The sequence below is a fragment of the Nonomuraea rosea genome, assembly GCF_039539705.1.
Lineage (GTDB): Bacteria > Actinomycetota > Actinomycetes > Streptosporangiales > Streptosporangiaceae > Nonomuraea > Nonomuraea rosea.
This window is the reverse complement of the sequence record NZ_BAABDQ010000028.1, coordinates 29,194-46,409: the sequence shown is the minus strand read 5'-3', so window position 1 is coordinate 46,409 and position 17,216 is coordinate 29,194. Positions and strand designations below refer to the sequence as shown.

General features: G+C 72.3%; 15 protein-coding genes. 4 read left to right on the top strand and 11 right to left on the bottom strand.

Going from position 1 to position 17,216, the window contains the following annotated elements; all coding sequences use genetic code 11:
- Positions 1-71: 71 nt before the first annotated feature.
- The 8 genes from ABEA43_RS44615 to ABEA43_RS44580 form a co-directional block, all read right to left on the bottom strand.
- Positions 72-1,583, bottom strand: a complete 1,512-nt coding sequence (locus ABEA43_RS44615) for a DHA2 family efflux MFS transporter permease subunit (RefSeq protein WP_345572035.1) — start codon at positions 1,581-1,583, stop codon at positions 72-74.
- A gap of 35 nt (positions 1,584-1,618) precedes the next feature.
- Positions 1,619-4,471: an ATP-binding protein gene (locus tag ABEA43_RS44610; protein WP_345572033.1), complete on the bottom strand. Its 2,853-nt coding sequence runs from the start codon at positions 4,469-4,471 to the stop codon at positions 1,619-1,621.
- A 7-nt stretch (positions 4,472-4,478) separates the two neighbouring features.
- On the bottom strand, positions 4,479-5,285 hold the full coding sequence (locus ABEA43_RS44605; protein WP_345572032.1) for an isocitrate lyase/PEP mutase family protein: 807 nt from the start codon (positions 5,283-5,285) through the stop codon (positions 4,479-4,481).
- Positions 5,286-5,311: 26 nt separating this feature from the next.
- Positions 5,312-6,091, bottom strand: a complete 780-nt coding sequence (locus ABEA43_RS44600; RefSeq protein ID WP_345572031.1) for a cytochrome P450 — start codon at positions 6,089-6,091, stop codon at positions 5,312-5,314.
- A 45-nt stretch (positions 6,092-6,136) separates the two neighbouring features.
- Entirely contained in the window at positions 6,137-6,835 is a 699-nt protein-coding gene (locus ABEA43_RS44595; protein WP_345572030.1) for a DUF998 domain-containing protein, read from the bottom strand.
- Entirely contained in the window at positions 6,832-8,043 is a 1,212-nt protein-coding gene (locus tag ABEA43_RS44590) for a glycosyltransferase (RefSeq protein WP_486348731.1), read from the bottom strand. The genes ABEA43_RS44595 and ABEA43_RS44590 overlap by 4 nt, the downstream gene beginning before the upstream one ends.
- Before the next feature lie 78 nt (positions 8,044-8,121).
- Positions 8,122-8,934, bottom strand: coding sequence for a DMT family transporter (locus tag ABEA43_RS44585; RefSeq protein ID WP_345572026.1), 813 nt, complete (start codon positions 8,932-8,934; stop codon positions 8,122-8,124).
- Between the two features lie 37 nt (positions 8,935-8,971).
- Positions 8,972-9,589 (bottom strand): DedA family protein, encoded by a 618-nt coding sequence (locus ABEA43_RS44580; RefSeq protein WP_345572024.1) that lies wholly within the window; start codon positions 9,587-9,589, stop codon positions 8,972-8,974.
- 482 nt (positions 9,590-10,071) lie between these two features.
- Between ABEA43_RS44580 and ABEA43_RS44575 the strand changes: the two genes are divergently transcribed.
- Complete coding sequence (locus ABEA43_RS44575) at positions 10,072-11,256, top strand: sensor histidine kinase (RefSeq protein WP_345572022.1); 1,185 nt, start codon at positions 10,072-10,074, stop codon at positions 11,254-11,256.
- A gap of 75 nt (positions 11,257-11,331) precedes the next feature.
- A complete protein-coding gene (locus tag ABEA43_RS44570; protein WP_345572019.1) occupies positions 11,332-12,315 on the top strand; it encodes a hypothetical protein in 984 nt (327 codons plus the stop codon).
- Here ABEA43_RS44570 and ABEA43_RS44565 read toward each other — a convergent pair.
- The 3 genes from ABEA43_RS44565 to ABEA43_RS44555 form a co-directional block, all read right to left on the bottom strand.
- Positions 12,223-12,864 (bottom strand): VC0807 family protein, encoded by a 642-nt coding sequence (locus tag ABEA43_RS44565; protein WP_345572017.1) that lies wholly within the window; start codon positions 12,862-12,864, stop codon positions 12,223-12,225. The two genes, ABEA43_RS44570 and ABEA43_RS44565, sit on opposite strands and share 93 nt — an antisense overlap.
- Positions 12,865-13,078: 214 nt before the next feature.
- On the bottom strand, positions 13,079-13,732 hold the full coding sequence (gene leuE, locus ABEA43_RS44560) for a leucine efflux protein LeuE (RefSeq protein WP_345572015.1): 654 nt from the start codon (positions 13,730-13,732) through the stop codon (positions 13,079-13,081).
- 49 nt (positions 13,733-13,781) lie between these two features.
- On the bottom strand, positions 13,782-14,984 hold the full coding sequence (locus tag ABEA43_RS44555; RefSeq protein WP_345572013.1) for a serine hydrolase domain-containing protein: 1,203 nt from the start codon (positions 14,982-14,984) through the stop codon (positions 13,782-13,784).
- 102 nt (positions 14,985-15,086) lie between these two features.
- On the opposite strand from ABEA43_RS44555, the gene ABEA43_RS44550 reads away from it, so the two are divergent.
- Both ABEA43_RS44550 and ABEA43_RS44545 read left to right on the top strand, forming a co-directional pair.
- Entirely contained in the window at positions 15,087-16,478 is a 1,392-nt protein-coding gene (locus ABEA43_RS44550) for a selenium-binding protein SBP56-related protein (RefSeq protein WP_345572011.1), read from the top strand.
- Positions 16,475-17,074, top strand: coding sequence for a hypothetical protein (locus ABEA43_RS44545; protein WP_425570487.1), 600 nt, complete (start codon positions 16,475-16,477; stop codon positions 17,072-17,074). Before ABEA43_RS44550 ends, ABEA43_RS44545 begins: the two co-directional genes overlap by 4 nt.
- Positions 17,075-17,216: the final 142 nt, after the last annotated feature.

Below are 17,216 nucleotides of genomic sequence, written 5' to 3'. Positions count from 1 at the left end.
CCGAGCGCGCGCCCGCGTCAGGGGCGGGCGTGCACAAGAGGGCGGGCAGGCGCGAGCGGGTGGGCCGGCGGTCAGGAGTGGGCTCGCGTGAGGACCTCCTCCGGGATGACCTTCGGCACGCCGCGCAGCCCCGCCAGGGCGAGCAGCGCCACCACGGCCAGCAGGCCCGCCGTGACGAACGACGTCAGGTGCACGCCCTCGACGAAGGCCGTCCGCGCCGCCCGCATGAGCTCGCCGGCCTGCTCGGGCGGCAGCCCGCCCGCCACGCCCACGGCGCCGGCGATCGACTCCTGCGCGGCCTCGCCGGACACCCCGGCGGGGAGCCGCAAGTTCGCCCGGTAGGCGCTGTTCAGCACGGTGCCCAGGATCGCGATGCCGAGCGCCCCGCCCAGCTCGAAGGCCGTCTCGGAGACGGCCGCCGCCGCCCCTGCGCGCTGCGCGGGCGCGGTGGCCAGCACGTTGTCGTTGTTGACCGTGAAGGCGAACCCGACGCCGATCCCGCCGATCACCATGGCGGGCAGCAGGGTGAGGTAGTTCAGCTCGGTTCCGAGCGTGGTGTAGAAGAGGAACGAGGCCGCGTTCATGGCCAGGCCGAGCGCCACCACGCCGTTCCTGCCGAGAGGCCCGATGAGCCGGGCGGCCAGGACCCCGCCCACCGCGCCGCTCAGGCCGCCGGGGAGCTGGGCCAGCCCCGCCTGGAGCGGCGACCAGCCGAGCACGAGCTGCAGGTACCAGGCGAACATCAGCATCATGGCCGACATCGCGAAGATCGCCAGCAGGTTCGTCAGGATGGAGGCGGTGAAGGCCCTCCTGGCGAACAACCGGACGTCGATCAGGGGCTCGGCCAGCCGCGTCTGCCGCCACACGAACAACGCCAGCAGCGCCGCCCCGCCCGCGCCCGCCGCCAGCACGTCGGCGTGCTCGACGCCCTTGTGCGCGGCCTCCTTGAGTGCGTAGACGACCGCCACGACACCGGCGAAGGACAGGACGACGCTGAGCAGGTCCAGCCGGCCCGCGTCCGGGTTGCGCGACTCGGGCAGCACCAGGATCCCTGCGACCAGGACCAGCGCCATGATCGGCACGTTGATCAGGAAGACCGAGCCCCACCAGAAGTGGTCGAGCAGCACACCTCCGACGACCGGCCCCACGGCGAAGCCCGCCGCGCTCATCCCGCTCCAGATGCCGACGGCCGCGGTCCGCTCGCCCGGGTCGGTGAACACGTTGCGGATGATCGACAGGGTGGACGGCATGATCGTGGCGCCGGCCACGCCGAGCAGCGCCCTGGCCACGATGAGCAGCTCGGCGCTGGGCGCGTACGCCGTCACCACCGAGGCGGCGCCGAACGCGGCCGCGCCGATCAGGAGCAGGCGCTTGCGCCCGATGCGGTCGCCCAGGTTCCCCATGGTGACGAGCAGGCCGGCCAGCGCGAAGCCGTAGATGTCGCCGATCCAGAGCAGCTGCGTGGAGTTGGCGCCGAGATCGGTCACCAGTTTGGGCAGCGCCAGGTGCAGCACCGTGAGGTCGAGCGAGAGGAGGAGAGTGGCCAGGCACGCGACGGCCAGGCAGGACCATTTGCTCTTCATGCCGCCCACTGTCCGGAAGGTGGCTGACGGGCGGCCTACCGTCCGCTGACCGTCCTGCTGACCTCGGCCAGCGCGGCGTCGATGCGGACGCGGATGTCCCTGGTGCTGTACCAGTCGCCCGGGCATTCGTCGCGGGCCCGCGTCAGCAAGGAGCGCGCCTCGTCCACGTCGCCGCAGGACAGCGCCACCACGCCCATGCCGCAATGCGCCCAGGCGAGGATCTCCACCGAGCCGTTCCTGCGCGACAGCTCGGCCGCGAGCACGTACTCGGCCTGCGCGCCCGCCGTGTCGGCCAGGCCGAACAGCGCGTCGCCGCGCCGGCACAGGTTCTCCGCGATCTCCGTCTTGGCGTCCAGCTCGCGCGCCACCGCCACCGCCTCGTCGGCCAGCGCGTACGCGGCGGTGAAGTCGCCCTGCTCGTGGTGCAGGGAGCCGAGCCCGGACAGCACCAGCGCGGTGCCCCAGCGCTCGCCGATGGCCTTGAACGCGGCCCTGCTCAGCTCGAACTGGGCCACCGCCTCGTCGATGTTGCCCATGGCCTGCTGCACGAACCCCGCGCCGCTGTAGGACAGCGCCCGCTGCCAGGGCGGCAAGGTGCGGGAGAGCTCCATGAGCAGGCCGTAGGTCTCCTCGAAGTCGCTGGGCGGCCCCGTCAGCATGGACAGGAGCATCATCAGGAACTCCACCCGCTGAGGCATGTACGTGACAGGCAGCAGGCTGTGCACCTCCGCCAGCCGCTCGCGGGTCTCGTCGTCGATGGGCCCGGTCCAGGCGGTGATGAGCACGCACATGGCGAACTCCTCCTCCAGCCCCTCGAACCGGGTGGTGCCGAGCGCGGCCAGCAGCTCGGCGGCCAGGTTCGCGCTGGTGACGCGGTTGCCGCGCATCCACCAGTAGCAGGCGCTGTAGGCGAACAGCCGCAGCCCCAGCTCCAGCCGCCGCGACTCGGTGGCCCAGCGCGCCGCCGCGTTGAGGTCGTCGCTCTCCTCGTCGAGCCGGGCCAGCCACTCCAGCTGCTCGGCGGTGCGCAGCCGCGGGTCGGCCATGACGACCAGGTCGAGGTAGTAGTCGGCGTGCGCGTCGCGCAGCTCGGCCACCTCGCCCGACTCCGCGAGCCGTTCCGCGCAGTACGCCTTGATCGTCTCCAGCATCCGGTACCGGCCGTCGACGTACTCCACCAGCGACTTCTCCGCCAGCGAGAACAACACCTCCTCCGGCAGCCCGCACACCCGCTCGGCCGCCTCGGGGCGCGCCCCGCCCACGAACACCGACAGCCGCCTGGCCAGCCGCTGCTCGCTCTCGTCCAGCAGGTCCCAGCTCCACGCGACGACCGCGCGCAGCGTCTGGTGCCTGGGCAGCGCCGTACGGCTGCCGCGCGTCAGCAGCCTGAACCGGTCGTCCAGCCGCGCCGCGATGTCGGACACCGACAGCGTACGCAGCCGCGCCGCCGCCAGCTCGATGCCCAGCGGCAGCCCGTCGAGCGCCCGGCAGATGCGTACGACCTGCGCCGCGTTGCCCGCGTCCACGGCGAATCCGTGCTGCACCGAGGCGGCCCGGTCGGCGAACAGCCGGACGGCCGGATAGTCCAGCGGGTCGCCCGCGTCGGGCGGCGGCAGCCGCAGCGGCGACACCGGCAGGATCGACTCGCCCGTGATGCCCAGCGCCTCACGTCCGGTCACCAGCACGCGCAGCCCCGGGCAGGAGGCCAGCAGCAGGTCGGTCAGCTCGGCCGTGGCGGCCACGAGGTGCTCGCAGTTGTCCAGGACCAGCAGCAGGCTGCGGTCGGCCAGCGCGGTGAGCAGCCGCGTGCCCGGGTCCACGACGGGCCTGCCCGAGTGGTGCAGCATCGCGTCGCGGATGTCGAGCGCGGCCAGCACGGCCCTGGCCACGTCGGCGCCGTCGGTGACCGGGGCGAGCGGCACGAAGCACACGTCGCCCGGCGCCTGCTCGGCCGCCTCGGCGGCCAGCCGCGTCTTGCCCGCGCCGCCCGGGCCGATCAAGGTGACCAGCCTGTTCGCCCGCAGCCGGTCGCCCAGCTGCGTGAGCTCGTCGGCGCGGCCCACGAAGCTGGTGAGCTGGGCCCGCAGCCCTTGCCTGGACCACTGTCTGGACCACTGCCTGGACCGCTGCGCGGAAGGCGCGGAAGGCACGGGGGAGCCGAGCGCCGGGTCGGCCCTGAGCACGGCCAGGTGCGCGGCCGCCAGCTCGGCCCCCGGCTCCACGCCCAGCTCGTCGTCCAGCAGTTTCCTGGCCTCCTCGTAGACGGTCAGCGCCTCCGCCTGCCGGCCGCTGCCGTAGAGGGCCCTCATGAGCTGGGCGCGCAGCCGCTCGCGCAGCGGGTGGGCGGCGGCGAGCTGGGTCAGCTCGGCGACCAGCTCGCGGTGCCCGCCCAGGTCGAGGTCCGCCTGCACGCGGTCCTCCGTCGCGCTCAGCCGCAGCTCCGCCAGCGCCGTCGCGGCGGCCTCCGCGTGCGGGGCGTCGGTCAGCGGCGCGCCCCGCCACAGCTCCAGCGCCTCGCGGAGCAGTGCGGCCGCCTGCCCGGGGTCGCCGCCCGCCAGCGACTGCCGGCCCGCCTGGGCGAGCAGCTCGAACCTGCGCGCGTCCACGTCCTGCGGGTCGGCCACCAGCCGGTATCCGGCCGGGTGGAACTCCACCACGTCCCGGCCCAGCGCCCTGCGCAGCCTGGACACCTGCGACTGGAGCGCGTTGGCGACCCCCTCGGGGGGCCTGGTGCCGTACATGCCGTCCACGAGCTGCTCCGCGCCGACGATGCGGCCCGCGTGCAGGGCGAGCAGCGTCAGCAGGGCGCGTACCCGGGGGCCGCCGAGCACGATCGGCTCGCCGTCCTCGCCCAGCACGTTGGTGGGCCCGAGGATCTGGAAGCGCATGTCTTGATTATCGCGGCTGCGGCAGCATCGCGGCGATTTCCGCATATGTCGGCACTGGCGGTGCTTGTTCCCCGCGGGCGGCCAGCACCGCCGCCAGTGCGCCCTGGAGCGCGGCCCGGTAGAGCAGCGAGCCGGTGCTCACCCTGGCCACCCCGGCCGCGGCGAGCTGCGCCAGGGTGGGGCCGGCCGGCTGGTAGAGGACGTTGAGCGGCCGCGGCGTGCCGGCGGCGATCTCGGCGATCTCCGTCAGGTCGCTCAGCCCGGGTACGAAGATCCCGTCCGCGTGCTCGTACGCGCTCACCCGCTCCCGCGTGTCGCCGGTCTTGAGCCAGCACGTGTCCGTACGGGCGTTGACGAACACGCCGTGGCCCTTGGCCGCCTCGATGATCCGCTGGTGCAGCTCCACCGGGCGCAGCGTGCCGTCGGGGCGGCCGTCCTCCAGGTTCACGCCGGCCACGCCGAGCGCGGCCAGGCCCGCGACCAGGTCCGACACCTCGGCGGGATCGTCGCTGAAGCCGCCCTCGATGTCCACCGTGACCAGGACGCCGAGGTCCTTGATCGCCTCCGCCAGCTCGATCGTCTCCGCCCTGGTCGCGCCGGCGGCGTCCGGCTTGCCGTACACGGCGGACACACCGAGGCTGGTCGTGCCGATGGCCGGGAAGCCGTGCGCGGCCAGCAGGGCGGCGGAGCCGTAGTCCCAGGCGTTGGGCAGCAGCAGCGGGTCGCCGGGACGGTGCAGCTCACCGAAGCTCGCGGGGAATTCCCGCAGGTCGCTGGAGCTCGCCGGGGAATCCCGCAGGTCACTAACGTTCATCGGAGGCTCCCGCCGGTCACTGAAGTTCATCGTGGGCTCCCGCCGAGCAGCGCGTCGAGCACGCCCGCGGCCAGCGCGAGCGCGTGGGCGGGCGCCGGGCAGGGACGTACGCCGGAGCCGAAGGTCAGGTGCGGACCGCGGCCGCGTGCCGGGTCGAAACGCGCGGGATCCGGGAACACCTCCGGGTCGCGGTTGGCGGCCACCAGGTCGATCGTCACCTCGTCGCCGGTCCGCGTGTCGAGCCTGCGGGTCGCCTTCAGCGGCGGATCCTGCCTGAGCGTCTCCGCCAGCAGGGCATCGATGTCGTCGCCGGGCTCGGCGTGCTTGAGCGCGGTCTCGATGAGCCCCTCCACGGCGGCGTGTCCCTGGAGCAGCAGGGTGATCGCGGGAAGGTCGGCCAGCCTGATCAGCTCGGCGACGGCGGCGTCGGCCTCCCGGCTCTCCTCGCCGGACAGGTATCCGGCGGCGGCGGCGGGTACGGCTGAAGTGTCCGAGATGCCCAGCGCGGCTCCGAGCACGGCCGTGGGCACGCCGCGCCAGTCGCCGCCGCGCTCCTCGGTCATGGCGCGGGCGGCGGCTCTCAGCCCGGCGGCGTCCACCGTGGTGTCCACCGTGGCGAGCCGCTCGGTCAGCAGCCGCCGCCGCTCGGCGTGCGCCTGCCCGGTGCTGAACCTGGACACCCGCGCGCGGAGCCAGGCGAGCGTTCCCTCCTGGCCGTCCTGGCGTACGGGAGGCGGCACGTACCTGGTGTCGGCGAGCACCGCCTGGGCTTCGGCATGTCTGGTGATGAGTCCCCTGGTGTGCATGGCTTCACGCTAGAACGCGGTCCTTTCGCCGGCGGTCGAAGTGTGTCAGGCGGCGAGTCGTTCCTGCCGGTCGTCGTCGTGGGGCGCCGGCCGCTGCCCGTCCCCGGCGGGCGCCGACGGGGCCGCATCGGCCCGTACGGCCGGCTGCCGCTCGGTGGCGGCCAGCGCCATGACGGTGAGCAGCACCATCTCGGCCAGCACTACGGCGCGCTCCAGCAGCCCGTAGTAGGCCGCGCCGTTGATCAGCGGCGAGGTGAAGGTGGCCGGATGCGCCGCCAGGTACGCCGCCAGTGTCACCGCGGAGGTCACGCTCATGGCCTTGACCGCGTTCCACCTGGGTGCCGCCGCGCGGCCACGGGCCAGGGTCCAGCCGGCGACCGGCAGCGAGGTGAAGACGATCGCCGCCGCCCAGCGGTGGATCTCGCCGGTCAGCGAGCCGACCTGGGACGAGCCTGGGTCGGTGGGGAAGATCGCGCTCATCATCAGGCCGGCCGCCCCGGCCAGCAGCAGCACTCGGGTGGCCGCGGTGCGGACCGGATCGCCGGCCGCCAGGCCGTACGCGAGACTCAGGCACGCCCCCGCGAGTGCCAGCATCCCGATCAGTACGGGCGGCAGCCCGCCCGACACCAGCGCGTAGTCGCTGAGCAGCGGCTGCGTGGGCAGCGCCACCTGCGCGTACGTCAGGGCGCACACGGACACCACCGTGCCGGCGACGGTGCCCCAGACGCTCTGCAGTGGGGTCATCGAGCCACCTCATCGTAAATGCGCTCGAACCGGGCGAGCGAGGACTGGTCGTCGTGGGTCAGCGCGAGCTCCCTGCTGGCCTTGCCGAGCTTGGCCCGCAGGACGTCGTCGGTCAGGATGTCCGTCAGGTGCCTGGCCAGGGAGACCACGTCGCCCGGCTGGAACAGGTAGCCGTTGCCGTCCACCAGGTGCGGCAGCGCCATCGCGTCCGCGGCCACCACGGGCAGGCCCGTCGCCATGGCCTCCAGCGTGGCGATGCTCTGCAGCTCGGCCACGCCCGGCATGGCGAACACGTCGGCGGCGGCGTACGCCTGGGGCAGGTTCTCGTCGGCGACGAAGCCGAGGAAGAACACGCGGTCGCTCACCCCGATGCGCTTGGCCAGCCGCTCCAACTCCGCCCGCTGGTTGCCCTTGCCGACGAGCGCCACCTGGGCGTCGGTCTCGTTGAGCACCATCGGCAGGGCGCGGACCAGCTCGTCCAGGCGCTTCTCCTCGTCCAGGCGGCCGACGAACATCGCCGTGGGCCGGTCCGGCAGGTCGAACATCCTGCGCGCCCACGCCTTGGGCTCGGCGTGCGGGTGGAACCTGGTCAGGTCGATCCCGCAGGAGACCGCCTCCACCTCCCTGGTGAAGCCCTGCTCGGCCAGGAGCCTGGCGGCCAGCGGGGTGGGGGTGGTGATGTGCACGGCCCGGTTGAAGATCCGGCTGAAGTCGCGCCAGGCCAGGCGGCCCGCCTTGGCCCTCAGCCGGTCCGGGATGTGGCCGAACTGGAAGAGGTTGTCGGGCATGAAGTGGTTGGTGGCCACGATGGGCACCCCGGCACGGCGGGCGGCGGCGATGGCGGCCCGGCCGACGACGAAGTGGCCCTGCGTGTGCAGCACGTCGGGCGCAATGCCGGCGACCAGCCGGTCCAGCCTGGTCGGCACGGTGACCCGCATGGTCGGGTGGACCAGGAGCGGGGCCGAGCGCAGCCGGTGCACGACCACGCCGTCCACCACGTCGGCGCTGGCCGGGCCCAGCTCGGACTGGCAGACCACGTGCACCTCGTTGCCGCGCGCGGCCAGGCCGGTGGCCAGGCGGTGGGTGAAGTACGCGGCGCCGTTCACGTCGGGAGGATAGGTGTCGGTCGAGATCAGGACCCGCCGGGGGCGTTCGGGAGCCGGTGCGAGGGTGACGTGGTCTGTGACGGTATGCAGGGGCATGGCCATGACGGTGACTCCAAATTCACAAGGGGACCCGGCCGGGGGAGGGCCGGAAGAAAGAGCGCAGAAGAAGAACAGGGAACATCAGGCAGGTTCGCGATGCGCCTCCAGCGGACTGGTCCTGGCCAGGGCGAAGGTGCCGGCGGCGGTGAGCGCCGCCGCCGCGATCGGGGCGACCCCGGTCGGCAGCGGCTCGCCGAGCAGCAGCGCGCCGAACGCCACGGCCGTCAGCGGGTCGGCGATCTGGAGGGAGGCGAACGAGACGCCGAAGTGACCGACGGCGTACGCACGCTGGAGCATCATCAGCGCCAGCAGCGCGGGGATCGGCAGCGCCAGCAGGTACCACCAGTTCCACGCACCGTCCACCAGGACGCGGACGAGCGTCGCCGTCGCGCCGTAGAGCACGCCGGAGCTGGTCGCCAGCAGCGCCGCCCGGCCGGTGGGCGAGGCCGCCTTCGAGCCCGCCCACAGCAGCACGGCGGCGATGCCGGACACGCCGAGCAGCGTGAACACGCCGCTGGGGCTGAGGTGGGTGGGGCCGTCGGACGCGGGCACCAGCAGCACGAGGCCGATCAGCCCGGCCGCCACCACCCCGGCCGCGGACAGCTCCCGCCGCGACGGCCTGCGGCCGTGCAGCGTGGCCGCGATGGGCAGGGCGAACAGCAGGCTGGCCACGCCCATCGGCTGGACGATGGTCAGCGGGCCGAGCCCCAGAGCGACGATGTGCAGGCCGCCACCCGCCAGGATGGACACGCCCCCGAACAGCCAGCGGGGCTTCCGCATCAGGGCGAGCAGCCCCGGCTTCCCGGTGCCGGCCGCCTCGAACTGCTGCAGAGCGGCCCCGAGCGCGAAGAACAGCGAACCGACCAGGGCGATTACCGCGGCCAGCACAGTCATGCGCACTCCTTTCCAGACGGATGGTTACCAGGCAGGGTCAAACGGACGTGTCCACGGGAAGGCGTTCTGGAGAAGGCTGGATGGCGCGTCGCTTCCTGGCCCATCGCACGACCTCGACGAGCGCCGTGACGGACAGGGCGATCCCCAGCCCGAGGAGCAGGCCCTTGATCGGGTCGTTCTCGAAGGCCATCCCGCCGAAGAAGCCGATCAGCCCGGAGTACACCGCCCACGAGCTCGCCGCGATCGCGTCGAAGAAGGTGAACGAGCGCAGCGGATGCCCCACCGCGCCCATGGTCAGCGTGGTCGCGGTACGCCCGCCGGGGATGTACCTGGCCACCACGAGGACGAGGCCGCCCCGCTCCTCCAGCGCGCCGCGCGCCCAGATGAACGCCTTCTTGCCGCGGAGCCTGCCCGCCGACTTGTGGCCGATCAGGTAGGAGATGTGGTCACCCGCGAACGCGCCGAGGGCCGCGACCACGATCACGAGGGCGAGGTTCGTCTCGCCGGACGCGGCGAAGACCGCCGCGGTGATCACTGAGGTCTCGGCGGGCACGATGGGGAAGAACCCGTCGAGCAGTGCCAGGGCGAACAGCGCGACATACAACCAGGGCGACGACATCACCTGTTCGACAAGGTCGAGGATGGCGTGCGACATGAGCGTGTACTCCGATCGTTAGGGCACTCACACAGCGTGTCGGCGTACGGGGCCCGGGGACATCGGGGATGCCCCGGGTCGAACGCGGGCCCATCCCCGATACGGGTCAGGGCCGGTACCCCATGAAGGTAGAAACTCCGCAGGTCACGGCACATCGGACGATCGGCACCCACCACCCCCTACTTTCGTCAGGGGCGGGGCTGCGACCTCCGGGTGACACCATCGATCAAACCGTTTGCGGCCGCGGGACACAGGAGTGGAGGTAGGCGCTTTCGAGGTGGGGCTAGCTCTACCGTGCGGGTGCCCCGGGCCCCACCCCTCTACCGTGCGGGTGCCCCCCGCCCCACCCCTCTACCGTGCGGGTGCCCCGGGCCCACCCCTCCACCGTGCAGGCGCCCCCCGCCCCACCCCGACTTTCGTCAGGGGCCGCACGTGACTTCCGGCGGGGCCCTCGGCTCCCGTCGCCCGCTACCGTCGGTGCGGTGAAGCATCTGCGCTGGCTGCGCCGGCTGCGCCGGCTGCGCCGGGAGAGCCGCCGCCAGGTGGTCTACGACGTGCTGCTCTGGGTCGTGCTCTGCGTCTGCGCCGCGGCGATGGGGCCCGATCCCTTCGTGGATCCCGCCGCGTTCGGCGTGGTGACGGGGCCCAGACTGGCGCTCGCCACGCTGGCCGTGCTGGTCGGCCGGCGCTGGCCGCTGGCGGCGGTGCTGCTGCTGGTGCCGCTGGGGCCGTGGCGGTTCAGCGAGGGGTTCGCGACCGTGGACCTGACCTGGCTGCTGCCCCGGCGCAACGTGAAGATCCTCCCGCTGCTGGCCACGTCGCCGTTCATCATCTGGTACGCCTACCTGACCGGGCGGCGCATGTCCAAGGTCTGGCCGGCGCCGGCGGCGTTCTGCCTGATCGCGGTCGTGGGCGTGAGCGTCGTGCTGGCCAGGGGCGGTGATCTGGGCCTGTGGGTGTCCATGATCACCGGGCTGGCCGGCACGTACCTCGTCCCGTACCTGTTCGGGCTGCTGCGGCGCAAGCTGCTGCAGCAGCGGCGGCAGGCCAGGATGTCGGCGGAGGCGCAGGCGAGGCTGCGGGAGCGGGCCAGGATCGCGCGGGACATGCACGACTCGCTCGGCCATGACCTGGCCCTGATCGCGGTCCGGGCGGCCGGGCTGGAGGTGACCCCGGGGCTGGCTCCGGCGCAGGCGAAGGCGGCGGGGGAGCTGCGGGTCGCGGCGGCGGAGGCCACCGAGCGGCTGCGCCAGATCATCGGCCTGCTGCGCGAGGACGCCGAGGCCCCGCCGCTGGCGCCGGTGGACGAGGACGTCACCGAGCTGGTGCGGCGGGCCAGGGACTCCGGCATGCCGATCACCCTGGAGTCGGCGCCCGGGCCGGTGCCCGCCCTGGCCCGCGCCGTCGTACAGGAAGGGCTCACGAACGCCGCCAAGCACGCGCCGGGCGCGCCCGTCACGGTCTCGCTCGCGCCGCACCGCGTCGCCGTGCGCAACGGGCCGCCGCGCTCCCGCCCCACCGCCTCGCCCGGCGGCCTGGGCCTGGCGGGCCTGCGCGAGCGGGTACGCCTCGCGGGCGGCACGCTGACCGCGGGACCGGCGGGCAACGGCTTCGAGCTGGCCGTGACCATCCCCCCTGAGCCCGTGACCATCCCCCAGAGCCCGTGACCATCCCCCCTGCGGGGGAGGAGGATCCCCACGGCTCGGGAGGACGCCGGCCGCCCGGCACGCGACGCTCGGAGCATGACTGAGCAGAGACCAGGGATAGGCCGCGTCACCGCCGCGATCGTCGCGATCGCCGCCATGCTGCCCTATCTCACGCTGAAGATCCTCTGGCTGACGGGCAGCTCACTCGGCGTCGCCGATCCGGAGCTGATGAGCGACCCGGCGATGACCGGGCTCAACGCGATGACCTTCGGCATGGACGCCGTGGGCCTGGTGCTGGCGCTGGCGTTCAGCATGCGGTGGGGGCTGCGGCTGCCCGCCTGGCTCGTGCTGCTGCCCCTGTGGGTGGGCACGGGCCTGCTGTCGGTGGTGGTCGTCACGGCCCCGGTGGCGCTGGCGGCGGGCGGGGCCGCGGTGTTCAGCGGCGGTCCCATCGCGTCGTGGGTCTACCTGATGGTCTACGGCGGGTTCGTCGGGCAGGGCTGCGGCCTCATGGCGGCCTTCGCCCTCTACGCACGCGACCGGTGGCCCGCCGTCTTCACCACCCGGCTCGGCCACCCCTTCACCAGCGCGACCAGGTCGTTCCAGGAGGTCGTCGCCTGGGGCGCGCTGCTGGTGGCGGGGGCGACCGGCGTGATCAGGCTGTCCTGGACGGTGTCCGAGCCGTTCACCGCCGCCCTCCAGGACGGCTTCAAGGGCCTGCTGACCATCGCGGGGGCGCTCGCGCTGCTCGCCCTGGTCCGGCGGCGGGCGAGCGGCCCGTTCTGGCGGCCGCTCGTCGTGGCCTGGCTCGGCTCCGGCGTGCTGTTCGGCTGGGGCCTCTACGCGATGATCCTCAGATCGGCCGGCGGGCCGCTCGGCTCCGGCTCCGGGGGCATCGCGGACTTCGTGGAGCTGTTCGGCCTGCTGACCGGGCTGGTCATGGGGATGTGCGGCGCGTTCCTGCTGGTAGAGAGATCAGCGGGGAGATCAGGTGTGGGAGACGTGCAGCCGGTGCAGGACGCGCTTGAAGGCGAAGATCGAGAACGCGATCGCCAGACCGCTGATCACGGCCACCGCTGACGTGCGCAGCACCATGAACGCGCCCAGCGAGCCCGCCAGCGACTCGTAGACCGCCAGCACGATGCTCAACGTGGAGTTGGCCAGCAGCACGAACGCCCACAGCAGCGTGATCCTGGCGAAGAACCTGCGCACCCGCTCGTGCTTGAGCACCGCGGAGGGCAGGTGGATGTAGTCGAGCGTGAGCTTCTGCACGAGCGGCTTGTTCAGCCGGACCGAGGCGAGGAAGACCATGCTGATGCAGATGGTGCCCATCTCGGGCTGGATGAAGAACCACATCCACGTGCCGGTCCAGAAGCCGACCAGAGCGCGGACGGTGATCGCGAACGCGGCCAGGTACATCGTGGCGGGCACCTTGACGCGCCTGACGAGCCGCCAGGCCACCCCGAGATAGACCCAGGTGACGGTGGCGACGAGCGCACCCTTGAACCCGAGTACGACCATGGCGAGGTAGAACACCGCCAGCGGTGCCACGACACCTTCGAGCAGCCTGGGGGCCGCCTGCCGGGCGAGGGCGGTGAGGCGTGGGAGGGTTACCGGAGTGTGGTTCAAGGCTGCTCCGCAGATAGGCCGACGATCAGCGTCTACCCGGGGTTCGGGGGACAAGGCTTTCCGGATGGACCGGTCGCTGTAACCAGATCGATATCACCGGAGTCCCGGGAAGCACGCCGGTGGCCTACCGTACCCGAGGAGGTGTGGTGCGACTGCCTCTTTTGACACGTTCCATCTGGCTCACACGAAACCATCTAGGCCTTGAGTACTGGTTTCATCCGAGTGACGTGGTGGCGAGCTTCGCGCCGAAACCCAGGAAGACGGCGCCGACGCCCGAGGTCAGCCCGGCACTGAGCCGCTTGTGCCGGCGGAACTGGGCGGCCAGGTAGGTGCCGCCGAAGATCAGGGCCGTCAGGTAGAGAAAACTGAAGACCTGGATGACCGCGCCGAGGATGAGGAACGACAGAGCGGGCGTGGCGTAGGCCGGGTCCACGAACTGGATGAAGAACGAGACGAAGAACAGGATGGCCTTCGGGTTCAGCAGGCTGATCGTCAGGGCCTTGCGGAACGGGCGCGGCCGGCGTTCGAGGGTCGCCTCCGAGGTCTCCTGCACGTCGAGCCTGGTACGCCAGGCCCGCCAGGCGCCCCTGATCATCCCGAAGCCGATCCAGGCCAGATAGCCGGCTCCGGCGTACTTGACGATCGTGAACAGCAGCGGGTTCGACCGGAGCAGGGACGCGGCGCCCGCGGCGGCCAGGAACATCAGCACGCTGTCGCCGACGAAGACGCCCGCGGCGGCCCGGTAGCCCTGGCGGACGCCGTGCTGGGCGGCGAAGCTCAGGACGTAGAGGGAGTTGGGGCCGGGCAGGAGGATGATCAGGAAGGCGCCGATCACGTAGGCCCAGAAATTGGTGATACCGAAGAACATGCCGCTTGCTCCAGAGGAAGAACCGGTGACATATCACGGTATCGCGTGATTAGTCCCCTGGTGCGAGCCATATTCCGCCGTACACCTGCCGGTGGCCGAGCGCCCGGTACGCGGCGTCCACCAGGGCCTGCCCGCGCGGGTTGACGCCGAGCCCCGGGCCCTGCTTGTTCATCGTGTAGCCGAACGCCAGCCGCGCGGCCGGATCGCAGAACCCCACGGATCCGCCCATCCCGGCGTGCCCGAACGCGGTCGCCGACATCAGCACACCTTCGCTGTCGGCGGGCGGCAGGTGCCGGTTGTCCATCGACTTCATGAAGCCCAGCGCCCACCGCGTCGGCACGAGCAGCACCGCGTCCGCGCCGGCCGAGACGGTCAGCGACATGGCCGCCAGGTGCTCGCCGCTGACCAGCTCGCCGCCGCCGAGCGACAGCGGACGGTACAGGCCGGCCAGGCCCCGCGCGTTCGTGATCGCCCCGATGGCCCCGGACTCCGCGGCGTGCGCCGCCCGGCTGTCGGACTCGCCGAACGCCATGTAGCCGCCCTCGTGGGCCAGCAGCAGCGCGGGCAGCGAGGCGGGGTCCGTGAACGCCTTGATGGAGAAGGCGGGCGGCTCCTCGGGCGGATCGGCCGGGATCGTCGGCGCGACCCTGCCCTCCTGCGCCTCCGGCAGGCCCAGCCAGAACTCCAGCCCCAGCGGCTCGGCCACCTCCTCGCGGAAGAACGTGCCGAGCGAGCGCCCGCTGATCCGCCGCACGACCTCCCCGACCAGGTAGCCGAAGGTCAGCGCGTGGTAGCCGTGCCGGGTGCCCGGCTCCCAGAACGGCTCCTCGTTCGCGAGCCGGTCGGCCATCAGCTTCCAGTCGTAGAAGGCGCCGGGCGGCAGCGGCTCACGCAGCGCGGGCACCCCCGCCTGGTGGCTGAGCAGGTGGCGGACGAGCGTGCCGCCCTTGCCGTGCGCGCCGTACTCGGGCCAGTAGCGCACGACCGGCGCGTCGAGGTCGAGCTCGCCACGTGCGGCGAGCAGGTGGGCGCAGACGGCCGTCGCGCCCTTGGTGCACGACCAGACGTGGCCGATCGTGTCGCGCTCCCACGGGCGGCCTGGCGCGGCCTGGCCGCCCCAGAGATCGACGAGGACCTCGCCGCCGACGATCACGCACACCGACGCGCCCACCTCGCCGCGGCCGGCGAGGTTGGTCTCGAACTCCTCCGCGACCTGGGCGAACCGCGGATCACACGTGCCCTGCACCGTCATTTCCTGAATCCATCACGAAAGAGGGGGCCTGTAAACCGGGTGGGCCGGCCGCAGAGATCATTACCTATTGACCGTGTAGGGAATCGGTCTATATCTGGAAAGATGACTCTCTGGACTCCCGACCCCACGTTCTATCCCTCACCCAGGGACGCGGCCGGCGCCCCCTCCGAGAAGCTCGCGTACGTCGCCGCCTTCGACCGGGCCGCCGAACGGCCGGACGCGCTGGCCGTGCTCGACACCGACCCCTCCTCCGCCGCCTACGGCACGGTGATCGGCTGGACCGACCTGCCCAACACCGGCGACGAACTGCACCACTTCGGGTGGAACGCCTGCAGCAGCGCCCTGTGCCCCAACGCGCCGCACCCGCACGTCGAGCGCCGCTACCTCGTCGTGCCCGGCCTGCGCTCCTCGCGCATCCACATCTACGACACCAAGGACCGGATCAGCCCGGAGCTGGTCAAGGTCATCGAACCCGAGACGCTGGCCAACCGGGCCGGCTACTCGCGCCCGCACACCGTCCACTGCGGCCCCGAGGGCCTGTACGTGTCCGCGATCGGCGGCGCCGACGGCCGCGACGGCCCCGGCGGCATCGCGGTGCTCGACCACACCTCGTTCGAGGTCGTCGGGCAGTGGGAGGTGGACAGGGGGCCGCAGTACCTCGCCTACGACTTCTGGTGGCACATCAACCAGGACGTGCTGATCACCTCGGAGTGGGGGACGCCGTCGATGATCGAGGACGGGGTGGTGGGGGAGCTGCTGCTCGGCCGCAAATACGGCCACAAGCTGCACTTCTGGGACCTTCGCAAGCGTACGCACCTCCAGGAGGTCGATCTGGGCGACGAGTACCAGATGCCGCTGGAGCTGCGTCCCGCCCACGACCCGACCCGCCTGTACGGGTTCGTCGGCGTGGTCACCAGCGTGGAGGACCTGTCGGCGTCGGTCTGGCTCTGGTTCCACGAGGACGGCCGCTGGCAGGCGCGCAAGGTCATCTCCATCCCCGCAGAGCCCGCGGCGGCCGACCTCCTCCCGCCGCTCCTCCAGCCGTTCGGCGCGGTCCCGCCCCTCGTGACCGACATCGCGCTCTCGGTGGACGACCAGCGCCTGTACGTCTCCTGCTGGGGGACCGGCGAGATCAAGCAGTACGACGTGTCGGATCCGTACGAGCCGGTGGAGCTGGGCTCGCTGCGCGTCGGCGGGATCGTCCGGCGGACGCCGCACCCGGCCGACCCGGGGTTCGCACCGCGCGGCGGCCCGCAGATGGTCGAGGTGAGCCGCGACGGCCGCCGCGTCTACCTGACCAACTCCCTGTACGGCTCCTGGGACGACCAGTTCTACCCCGAGGGCGTCGGCGCCTGGATGGCCAAGATCGACGCGGACTCGTTCACCTTCGACACCCGCTTCTTCCCGCACGGCGACGACTTCCGCGGCCTGCGCCCCCACCAGGTGCGCCTTCAGGGCGGCGACGCCTCCTCCGACTCCTACTGTTATCCGTGACCCTTGCCACGGTGCTCCTGCTGGGCGCCTTCCACGGTCTCAACCCGGCCATGGGCTGGCTCTTCGCCGTGGCCCGCGGCCTGCAGGAGCGCAGCATCGACCGGCTGCTCCAGTCGATACCGATGATCGCCCTCGGCCACCTGGCGTCGGTGGCCCTGGTGGCGCTCGTCGTGGCCGGCACCGGCTCACTGGTCACCGGGACCGTGCTCTCGGTGGCCGGCGGGGTGGTGCTGGTGGGGTTCGGCCTGTGGCGGCTGCTGTCGTCCAGGCATTTCCGCTGGGTGGGGATGCGGCTGTCCCTGTGGCAGCTGGCCGGCTGGTCGTTCCTGATGTCGTCGGCGCACGGCGCGGGGCTGATGCTGCTGCCGGTGTTCACCGGGCTGAGCGCCGAGGGGCACGCGGGGCACGCCGTGTCCGGCGGGCTGGGCGTGGCGGCCTTCCACACGCTGGCCATGTTCCTGGTGGCCGGGGGGATCGCGGTGATCGTGTACAAGGTGGCCGGGCTGGCCGTGCTCCGGAGGGCCTGGTTCAACGTGGATCGCATGTGGGCGGTGGCCCTGCTCGGTGCGGGCGTCATCACTCTCGTGCAAGTCTGAGCTTTACCTATAATCCCTATTGGTTTACTATGAATTTGGAGGGTCCGCCTTCGAGCGCCGTGGCTGGCGGCGCCGGCAGGCGTGTGGGCTCGCCGCGTCAGGTGAGTGCGCGGTCCGCATGGCTAGGGGTGGTCGTGCGGGC

What these genes read in the sequence shown, in the direction of transcription:
- ABEA43_RS44615 (WP_345572035.1), bottom strand. Translation starts at nt 1,583, where the DNA reads ATGAAGAGCAAATGGTCCTGCCTGGCCGTCGCGTGCCTGGCCACTCTC.
- ABEA43_RS44610 (WP_345572033.1), bottom strand. Translation starts at nt 4,471, where the DNA reads ATGCGCTTCCAGATCCTCGGGCCCACCAACGTGCTGGGCGAGGACGGC.
- ABEA43_RS44605 (WP_345572032.1), bottom strand. Translation starts at nt 5,285, where the DNA reads ATGAACGTTAGTGACCTGCGGGATTCCCCGGCGAGCTCCAGCGACCTG.
- ABEA43_RS44600 (WP_345572031.1), bottom strand. Translation starts at nt 6,091, where the DNA reads ATGCACACCAGGGGACTCATCACCAGACATGCCGAAGCCCAGGCGGTG.
- ABEA43_RS44595 (WP_345572030.1), bottom strand. Translation starts at nt 6,835, where the DNA reads ATGACCCCACTGCAGAGCGTCTGGGGCACCGTCGCCGGCACGGTGGTG.
- ABEA43_RS44590 (WP_486348731.1), bottom strand. Translation starts at nt 8,043, where the DNA reads ATGGCCATGCCCCTGCATACCGTCACAGACCACGTCACCCTCGCACCG.
- ABEA43_RS44585 (WP_345572026.1), bottom strand. Translation starts at nt 8,934, where the DNA reads ATGACTGTGCTGGCCGCGGTAATCGCCCTGGTCGGTTCGCTGTTCTTC.
- ABEA43_RS44580 (WP_345572024.1), bottom strand. Translation starts at nt 9,589, where the DNA reads ATGTCGCACGCCATCCTCGACCTTGTCGAACAGGTGATGTCGTCGCCC.
- ABEA43_RS44570 (WP_345572019.1), top strand. Translation starts at nt 11,332, where the DNA reads ATGACTGAGCAGAGACCAGGGATAGGCCGCGTCACCGCCGCGATCGTC.
- leuE (WP_345572015.1), bottom strand. Translation starts at nt 13,732, where the DNA reads ATGTTCTTCGGTATCACCAATTTCTGGGCCTACGTGATCGGCGCCTTC.
- ABEA43_RS44555 (WP_345572013.1), bottom strand. Translation starts at nt 14,984, where the DNA reads ATGACGGTGCAGGGCACGTGTGATCCGCGGTTCGCCCAGGTCGCGGAG.
- ABEA43_RS44550 (WP_345572011.1), top strand. Translation starts at nt 15,087, where the DNA reads ATGACTCTCTGGACTCCCGACCCCACGTTCTATCCCTCACCCAGGGAC.